Consider the following 9,294-nt stretch of genomic DNA (forward strand, 5'->3'; position numbering starts at 1 on the left):
ATTTTATAGTATGGAACATATATTTACAAGGTAAAAAAGTGATAGTAGGGAGCCGTGCTCTATGTCCATCAAGATAAAAGGACTAGTGAACCTAAAGCAATAAAAAGAGCAAAATGCACAAAATTTACGTATTGGTGGTAATTGCTTTTCAACTCCTTTTTCATGCAAATGAGTAGAAAGTATGGAAGGACTATGTATGTGTTGTTAATGAGAGGAAAAGAGTGTGCTGCGAAACGAATATAATGCAACTTTACCGCACGGAAAAGCTAATTTTAGTTTGTAAATGAAATGGAATGAAGGGGTTTATTTTTTTGTTATGAAAAAAATTTTCTTTCTAAAACTTGATTTATGAAAAAATATTTTATATACTAATTCATGTAAACGGTTTACTAGATCGCATTTTGCTAGAAACGAAGGGAAGATTCGCATGGAAACAAGGGGGAGAGTAATCGGGATTGACATCGGTACCACTAGTACGAAGACGGTTGTATTCACTGAAAAGGGAAAAGTCGTTGCTTCACATGCAATTGATTATCCAATCATTCAACCGAACGTCGGATGGGCGGAGCAAGATCCTGATGTAATATGTGCTGCTGTATACAAAACTGTAAGCGTTGCCATCGAGAAGAGTAATGTGTTACCGGAAGATATTTCTTCTATCGGGATTAGTACAGCAATGCATGCCTTAATTGCAGTAGATGAAAACGGTGCGCCGTTAACGCGCTCTATCATTTGGGCAGATAATCGAAGCACAAAACAATCAGAAAAACTTTTACAACAAATGAATGGTCATGACATTTATAGAAGAACTGGTACACCAATTCATCCGATGTCACCACTTTCTAAGTTACTGTGGATGAAAGAAGAAGAATCGGATTTATTCAGAACTGCTCACAAATTTATTTCTATTAAAGAGTATGTCATTTATCAATTGTTCTCACGCTATGTAGTTGATTATTCTATCGCATCTGCTACTGGGTTATTTAATTTAGAAACATTAAACTGGGATGAAGATGTTTTAACTATGTTAAATATGTCACCAGAACAATTATCAACACCTGTACCGACTACATATATTTTATCGGGAATGAAGCCGGAATTAGCACGAAAGATGGGGATTAGTGAGGATACTCCAGTTGTTATTGGTGCAAGTGATGGTGTTCTTGCAAATGTAGGTGTCGGTGCAATATCACCTGGCTCAGCTGCAATTACGATTGGAACAAGTGGAGCAGTTCGAACAATTTCATCAAGTGTTAATACAGATGAAAAAGGAAGAACTTTTTGTTACGCATTAACAGATGAGCACTGGGTAATCGGTGGACCGACGAATAATGGCGGGATTTTATTAAGATGGCTACGTGATGAATTCGGTAGTCCAGAGCAAGAAGTTGCAAGGAAGCTTGGGATTGATCCTTATGATTTATTAATTAAGTATGCAGAAAGTGTACCAGCTGGAGCAGAGGGATTGCTATTTTTACCGTTTTTATCTGGAGAACGTGCACCCTACTGGAATGCAAATGCTCGTGGTACATTCTTCGGTATAAACCTTCAGCATAAACGTGAACATTTCATACGAGCTGTCATGGAAGGAGTTTGTATGAGTGTGTATTCAGTTGCACTTGCCATTCGTGATTGTACGGGGCCACTTTCTGAAATACGTGTTTCAGGAGGCTTTGCAAAGTCTGCATTTTGGAGACAAATGTTATCTGACATGATGGGGAAAGAATTGCTTGTTCCAGAAAGTCATGAAGCATCTGCGCTTGGGGCAGCGGCACTTGCTTTGTATGCAATTGGGAAAATTGATTCGCTTGAAGAGGTGAAGGATTGGATTGATATTGTCCATCACCATGTACCGAATAAAGAAAATACGGCTTTATATTTAGAGATGTTTTATATGTATGAACGACTTTACAATCGTTTGAAAGAAGAATTTGATTGTATAGCTGCTTTCCAACGTAAACAATAGGGGGATTGGGAGAAATGGTAGTTGGGATCATACTAGCGGCTGTTGTCATATTACTTTTACTAATTACGGTAGTAAAATGGCATCCATTTGTCGCGTTAATTTTAACAGCAATCGGTGTAGGGCTAGCAATGGGGATGCCCTTAATTGGAACTTCACCACAACATCCAGGGATTATCGATTCTATTAAATTAGGTCTTGGTAATACGTTAGGATTTTTGGCGATTGTTTTAGCTTTAGGAACAATGCTTGGAAAAATGATGGCTGAGTCTGGCGGTGCTGAACGAATTGCTAACACATTAATTGGACGTTTTGGGAAAAAGCGTGTTCACTGGGCAATGATGTTCGTTGCATTTATAGTAGGGATTCCGGTATTTTTCCAAGTTGGATTTGTACTATTAATTCCGTTAGTATTTACAATTGCGTTAGAAACAGGGGTATCACTTATTACAATCGGTATTCCGCTAGTAGCAGGTCTTTCGGTTGTACACGGACTTGTTCCACCGCATCCAGCAGCTATGGCAGCGGTAGGTATATTTAAAGCAGATGTAGGGAAGACAATTTTATATGCATTAATTGTCGGACTTCCAACTGCAATAATTGCAGGTCCGCTTTACGGGAAATGGATCGGTGCTCGTATACATAAAGAAGTACCATTAGATATAGCGGAGCAATTTATTGAAAGAGATAAGAAGAAGGAACTTCCTAGCTTCGGAAATACATTGTTTACTATTTTACTTCCAGTATTTCTTATGCTAGGTGCATCGATAGCGGAAGTAGCATTAAATAAAACAAGCCAACTTGCACAAGTATTGCACTTTATTGGAGATCCAATAGTCGCATTATTAATTGCAACGATATATTCTTTCTTTAGTCTTGGCTATGCAAAAGGGTTTTCTAAAGACAAAGTCTTACAAGTCACAAATGATTGTTTAGGCCCAATTGCAAACATACTGTTAGTTATCGGTGCAGGTGGCGCCTTTAATAAAGTGTTATTAGATTCTGGAATTGGAACTACAATTGCGGAGATGGCGAAAGAATCACATATTTCACCAATATTATTAGGGTGGGGAATTGCTGCACTTATTCGAATCGCGACTGGCTCTGCTACTGTTTCCATGATGACAGCAGCAGGAATAGTGGCACCGATTGCGGCAAGTACACCAGGAGTGAATGTAGAGTTACTGGCACTTGCAACAGGAGCAGGGTCATTAATATTATCACATGTGAACGATTCTGGATTTTGGATGATTAAAGAGTATTTCGGAATGACTGTGAAAGAAACATTATTAACATGGACTGCAATGGAGACAATACTATCTGTTGTAGCACTTGGACTAATTTCGTTATTAAATATATTTGTATAGAATGGGAGATTGATTAATATGAAACTAGGTTTAATTGGATTAGGAAAAATGGGATTCCCGTTAGCTGAACACTTACATGAAGACAAGCATGAAGTAGTTGTATACGATGTAAATAATGAGCTTGTTGAAAAGGCAGGAAAACTAGGGATTACTGCACGTCATACATTAAAAGAAATGATCGCTGAACTAGAAGCACCTCGTACAATTTGGGTAATGGTACCTGCAGGAGAAGTTGTTGAGTCAGTACTAAAAGATGTATATCCATTATTAGAGGAAGGCGATATCGTTATTGAAGGTGGAAATTCATTCTATAAGGATACGTTGCGCCGTGCTGAAGAAGCGAAAAGCTTTGGCTTACATTACGTAGATATCGGTACATCAGGTGGTGTAGAAGGAGCTAGATATGGTGCGTGCTTAATGGTTGGTGGAGAAAAAGAAATCTATGATCAATTAGAACCGTTATTTAAAGACTTAGCAGTAGAAAACGGTTATTCTTATGCAGGCCGCGTTGGAAGTGGTCATTTCTTAAAAATGGTTCATAACGGTATTGAATATGGAATGATGCAAGCAATCGCTGAAGGATTTGAAGTGTTAGATAAAAGTGATTTTGATTTCAATTATGAAGATGTTGCAAAAGTATGGGCAAACGGATCGGTTATCCGTGGTTGGTTAATGGACTTAACTGAAAAGGCATTTGCAGATGATCCAAAACTTGAGGGTATTAAAGGGGTAATGAACTCTTCAGGAGAAGGGAAATGGACTGTTGAAACTGCGCTTGAACTACAAGCAGCGGCACCAGTTATCGCAATGTCATTATTTATGCGCTACCGTTCTCAAGAAGATGATACATTCCATGGGAAAGTTGTCTCAGCTCTTCGTAATCAATTCGGTGGACATGAGGTTGTGAAAAATTAGTTTTGTGAAACTCATACGAAAGTATGAGTTCTTTTTTTTATTTCTCATACTATTTTATGAAAGCTTTTACCTCTTTTTACTGTATTTTGTATAGAAATTTCTGATAATATAAAGGTAGAATTTTAAAACAAAGGGGAGAAATGGTTATGAAGCTAGTCGTAATTAATGGTACACCAAGAAAGTTTGGAAGAACTCGCGTGGTGGCAAAATATATTGCAGATCAATTTGAAGGGGAGTTATACGATTTAGCAGTAGCGGAATTGCCTATATATAATGGAGAAGAATCACAACGTGAATTAGAGGCAGTAAAAAAATTAAAAGCTTTAGTGAAAGCTGCAGACGGTGTAGTACTATGTACACCAGAATATCATAATGCGATGAGCGGAGCGCTGAAAAATTCGTTAGATTACTTAAGTAGCAGTGAATTCATCCATAAACCTGTCGCATTGCTAGCAGTTGCTGGAGGAGGTAAAGGGGGAATAAACGCATTAAATAGTATGCGCACTGTCGCTAGAGGCGTTTACGCAAATGCAATCCCAAAACAAGTAGTACTTGATGGATTACATGTGCAAGATGGTGAACTTGGAGAAGATGCAAAACCATTAATTCATGATTTAGTTAAAGAATTAAAAGCATATATGAGCGTATATAAAGAGGTGAAAAAACAATTAGGAGTTGAGTGATATGTCCTCTCTTTATCATGATTCTCGTTTGTATTACATTCTAGGAGCCAATAGTTTATCTGCTATTGGTTCTGGGATTGTTATGATTACGATTCCATGGCTATTGATTAGGGAAAGTGGAGGAGAGACGACATTTGGTTATGTTTCTATCGTTGCAACTCTCATAATGTTTTTATTAACGCCATTTATTGGGCAAAGTATAGATCGTTTTTCAAGAAAATATTTGTTGTTATGTAACGAAGGTATCGGGATAGCGATTATAGGAATGATGGCTATTTGGGGATTTTCTGGGCAATCATATAATTCTATTCATTACATTATTATTTATATAGCGGGTTCTTTCTATTATCTATTATTCTATCCTACAATTTTTGCATTCAACCAAGAAATATTTCAATCTGAGCATTATAAAAGTTTAAGCGGCACGATGGAAATACAAGGACAATTAACGCAAGTTATTTCAGGGGCAGCTGCTAGCTTTTTAATTGAGATCATTTCTTTGAAATGGATCTTGTTAGTAGATATGTTAACTTTTGCAGGAGCATTTTTTCTTTTCTTATGTATACCGTATGTAAAGAAAAAAGAAGTAAAACGGAAAGTAACATTTAAGAAGCAATTGTTCGAAGGTATTCATTTTATGAAAAAACGTCCTAAGTTCTTTTGGTTTTTACTTGCCACTTATATGCCGTTTATCGGTGTTATGATGGCAAATTATTTAATCCCAGTTTATATTTCAGATATACTCAAAGCTAGTGCCTCTGTATACGCGATAGAAGGTATGATGTATGGTGTAGGGGCTGTTATTGCGGGAATAAGTATTCCAATCATGATGAAATATGTCAAAATAGAAGTTTCAATCGTTATGACGATGTTTATTTATGTAATTTCAATTACCGCAATGATTATTGAGCCTTCCATTATGTTATTATATGGACTTGCGATTTTTCATGCGATTGGAAATGCTGGAACGAGAGTGGCGAGAAATGTATTGATGATGGAAGAAATCCCAAATGAATTAATGGGACGTGTGGACAGCTTATTTCGACTAATTGGTACAGGAATTCGAATTGTATTATTAATGTTGTTTACGGCAGGCGTATCTAAAGCTGGGGTAATGATCCCGTTTTACGTACTAAGCTTTATATTGATCCTATCATTAGGGATTGCTTTTTATTATGTAATTTCAAAACGTAAAATGAAAGCGAATGTGTCTAATAAATCAATTGTTTAAAAAATACTTCTGCCTCCTTTTCTTTTTCTATATAATAAAAAGAAAGGGAGTGTTAACTTATTTATGAACAAATGGATATTGCTTATAATCTTATTACTACCTCCGCTATACATCATTTATATGACGATTCGAATGAATAAAGTTGCTCGTGAAAAATTGAGTAATCACTCTCCATACGTTCTTATATTAGGTGCAAAGTTATTTGGAGATAGGCCTTCTTTATCTCTTCAAAACCGTTTGGATGTGGCGCTAGAATATTTATATTCTCACTCTGAGGTGAAAGTAATTGTTTCAGGTGGTCAAGGGGAAGATGAAGATATACCGGAAGCTCACAGTATGCGAAACTATTTAATGGTACATGGTATAGATGAGAACCGTATTTTAATTGAAGACCGCTCTACAAATACGTATGAAAATTTAAAGTTTAGTATGGATTTATATGATGTAAAGCATGCGGTAGTTGTAAGTAATACGTATCATTTATATCGAACGAAAATAATTGCAAAGCGTTTAGGGATAAAGATGGAAGCACTAGCTGCTGAAACACCGAGTCGTTCTAAGAAAAAAGCGTATGTGCGTGAATATGCTGCAATTATGAAAACGATATTGTTCGACCGTTAGAGCTCAAATGAGAGCTCTTTTTTTGTATAATAAAGCGTATCATTTGAAATGAATTCTATATTCCATCAAAATAAAGGAAACAACATGAAAGGAGTTGTGTCTGTGATTCAATTTAATCATGTGTCAAAAGCGTATGAAGATGGCACAAAAGCAGTGGATTCATTGCATTTAGAAATTAAAAAAGGAGAATTTTTTGTTCTCATTGGTCCGAGTGGTTGCGGGAAAACAACGACAATGAAGATGATTAATCGTTTAATTGAAACGACGGAAGGATCAATTTTAATCGATGGAAAAGATATTCAAGAATATAACATAAACGAACTGCGTTGGAATATAGGGTACGTGTTGCAGCAGATTGCGCTGTTTCCACATATGACAATTGCTGAAAATATTGCAGTTGTCCCTGAAATGAGAAAGTGGAGTAAGGAGAAAATAAAAACGCGTGTTGATGAACTGTTACATATGGTTGGATTAGAACCAGATGTATATCGTGATCGTATGCCAGATGAATTGTCGGGAGGACAGAAGCAGCGCGTTGGTGTCGTTAGGGCATTAGCTGCAAATCCGAAAATCGTTCTTATGGATGAACCATTTAGTGCGTTAGATCCATTAAGCAGGGAACAACTTCAGCAGGATATAGTGCAATTGCAAAAAAAAATTCAAAAAACGATAGTATTTGTAACGCATGATATGCAAGAGGCTTTATCACTTGGTGATCGCATTTGTGTAATGAAAGAAGGGAAAGTTGTTCAATTAGATACACCAGAAGGTATTATACATAATCCGAAAAATGAGTTTGTAGAGGAGTTCATTGGAAATCGTGGACGACCTTGGTATGAGGGGAAGAGTATAGAAGCGGTATTGCCGCTAGACAATCGTATACGAGTAGAAGGGAAGGCTCTATCTTTACATTCGACTTTACAAGAAGCGCTAGTCCGCTTACAAACTGAAGAGTCAGTGCCGGTTGAAGAAAATGGTCAATATGTTGGAGCGTTAACAAGTCGTCATATTGTCAATTACATTGTTGAACAAATGAAGGAGAGAGGCTAAACAGTGACTGATTTTATTCAAACGTTTCAAGAACGAAAAGTAGAATTGCTAAGTGCATTAAGTGAACATTTACAAATATCGCTTATTTCATTATTTTTTGCAGTAATTATTGCGGTGCCTCTTGGCATTCTATTAACGAGAAAAGAACGGATGGCTGAATTTATAATAGGGACTTCTGCTGTTATGCAGACTGTGCCATCACTTGCATTACTTGGACTTTTAATTCCATTAGTAGGAATCGGAAAACTTCCAGCCATTATCGCATTAGTTGTGTATGCACTATTACCTATTTTGCGAAATACTTATACAGGAATACGGGAATTAGATGAATCACTTATAGAAGCGGCGAGAGCTATGGGAATGAATAGCTGGAGAAGATTATGGAAGGTAGAGCTTCCTCTCGCATTGCCAATTATTATGGCTGGTATTCGGACAGCGATGGTATTAATTGTTGGAACGGCTACATTAGCTGCTTTAATAGGCGCTGGTGGACTCGGTAAGCTCATACTACTCGGTATCGATCGGAATGATCATGCGCTTATCATTTTAGGGGCCGTACCAGCTGCGTTACTCGCTTTATTCTTTGATATAGTACTTCGCATGCTTGAGAGGCCCAAACGCTCATATAAGCGCGTTATATTAACGATATGTATAGTTGTCGTAATGATCGCTTCGCCATTTCTTTGGAATACACAAAAGAAAGATATAGTTATCGCTGGAAAACTTGGATCTGAACCAGAAATTTTAATTCAAATGTACAAGCAACTTATTGAACAGGATACAGATTTACAAGTAGAATTAAAACCAGGCCTTGGGAAAACAGCATTTGTATTTGAAGCGTTAAAATCAGGTGAAGTAGATATATACCCAGAATTTTCAGGAACAGCTTTATCTACTTTCGTGAAAGAAGAACCGAAAAGTACAAATCGTGATGAAGTATATGAACAAGCGCGTATGGGAATGGAAAAGAAATATAATATGGTTATGTTAAAGCCAATGGAGTATAACAATACATACGCACTAGCTATGCCGAAAAAAATAGCAGATCAAAATAATATAAATACAATTTCTGATTTAGGAAATATTGCACAGGAAGCTAAGGTAGGATTTACATTAGAATTTGCTGATCGTGAAGATGGTTATAAAGGTATGCAAAAATTATATAACTATAAGTTTTTAAATGTTAAAACGATGGAACCGAAACTACGCTATAGCGCAATTCAATCGGGGGATGTTAACGTAATCGATGCATATTCAACAGATAGTGAACTTGAGCAATATGGACTTAAAGTGCTAAAAGATGATAAAGGACTATTCCCGCCTTATCAAGGAGCGCCATTATTAAGAAAAGAGACGTTACAGAAATATCCTGAGCTTGAAAAAACATTGAATAAATTATCTGGAAAGATTACAGATGAAGAAATGCGAAAAATGAATTACGAAGTAAATGTGAATGGGAAAAGT

General features: G+C 36.7%; 8 protein-coding genes. All 8 read left to right on the top strand.

Translation table 11 applies throughout. The annotated features are described in order from the left end of the window. Window positions 1-427: 427 nt before the first annotated feature. Entirely contained in the window at window positions 428-1,966 is a 1,539-nt protein-coding gene (gene gntK, locus AB3X48_RS13585; RefSeq protein WP_246907650.1) for a gluconokinase, read from the top strand. Between the two features lie 14 nt (window positions 1,967-1,980). Then, the gene (locus AB3X48_RS13590; protein WP_002157986.1) at window positions 1,981-3,330 is read left to right on the top strand and encodes a GntP family permease; all 1,350 of its coding nucleotides are present in this window, start codon (window positions 1,981-1,983) and stop codon (window positions 3,328-3,330) included. Between the two features lie 18 nt (window positions 3,331-3,348). Then, window positions 3,349-4,245, top strand: coding sequence for a phosphogluconate dehydrogenase (NAD(+)-dependent, decarboxylating) (gnd, locus tag AB3X48_RS13595; protein WP_016104749.1), 897 nt, complete (start codon window positions 3,349-3,351; stop codon window positions 4,243-4,245). A gap of 146 nt (window positions 4,246-4,391) precedes the next feature. Continuing rightward, window positions 4,392-4,928, top strand: coding sequence for an NADPH-dependent FMN reductase (locus AB3X48_RS13600; protein ID WP_002119042.1), 537 nt, complete (start codon window positions 4,392-4,394; stop codon window positions 4,926-4,928). Window position 4,929: 1 nt separating this feature from the next. Further along, a complete protein-coding gene (locus tag AB3X48_RS13605; RefSeq protein WP_088099033.1) occupies window positions 4,930-6,159 on the top strand; it encodes an MFS transporter in 1,230 nt (409 codons plus the stop codon). Between the two features lie 63 nt (window positions 6,160-6,222). Further along, on the top strand, window positions 6,223-6,780 hold the full coding sequence (locus AB3X48_RS13610) for a YdcF family protein (RefSeq protein WP_016104751.1): 558 nt from the start codon (window positions 6,223-6,225) through the stop codon (window positions 6,778-6,780). A 102-nt stretch (window positions 6,781-6,882) separates the two neighbouring features. Next, window positions 6,883-7,830 carry an ABC transporter ATP-binding protein gene (locus AB3X48_RS13615; RefSeq protein WP_033711815.1) on the top strand — a complete coding sequence of 316 codons (948 nt, stop codon included), beginning with the start codon at window positions 6,883-6,885 and terminating at the stop codon, window positions 7,828-7,830. Window positions 7,831-7,833: 3 nt separating this feature from the next. Beyond that, the coding region (locus AB3X48_RS13620; protein WP_367959677.1) for an ABC transporter permease/substrate-binding protein at window positions 7,834-9,294 on the top strand (1,461 nt) is incomplete at its 3' end.

The sequence above is a fragment of the Bacillus sp. S4 genome, from assembly GCF_040838205.1.
GTDB classification, from domain to species: Bacteria; Bacillota; Bacilli; order Bacillales; family Bacillaceae_G; genus Bacillus_A; species Bacillus_A cereus_U.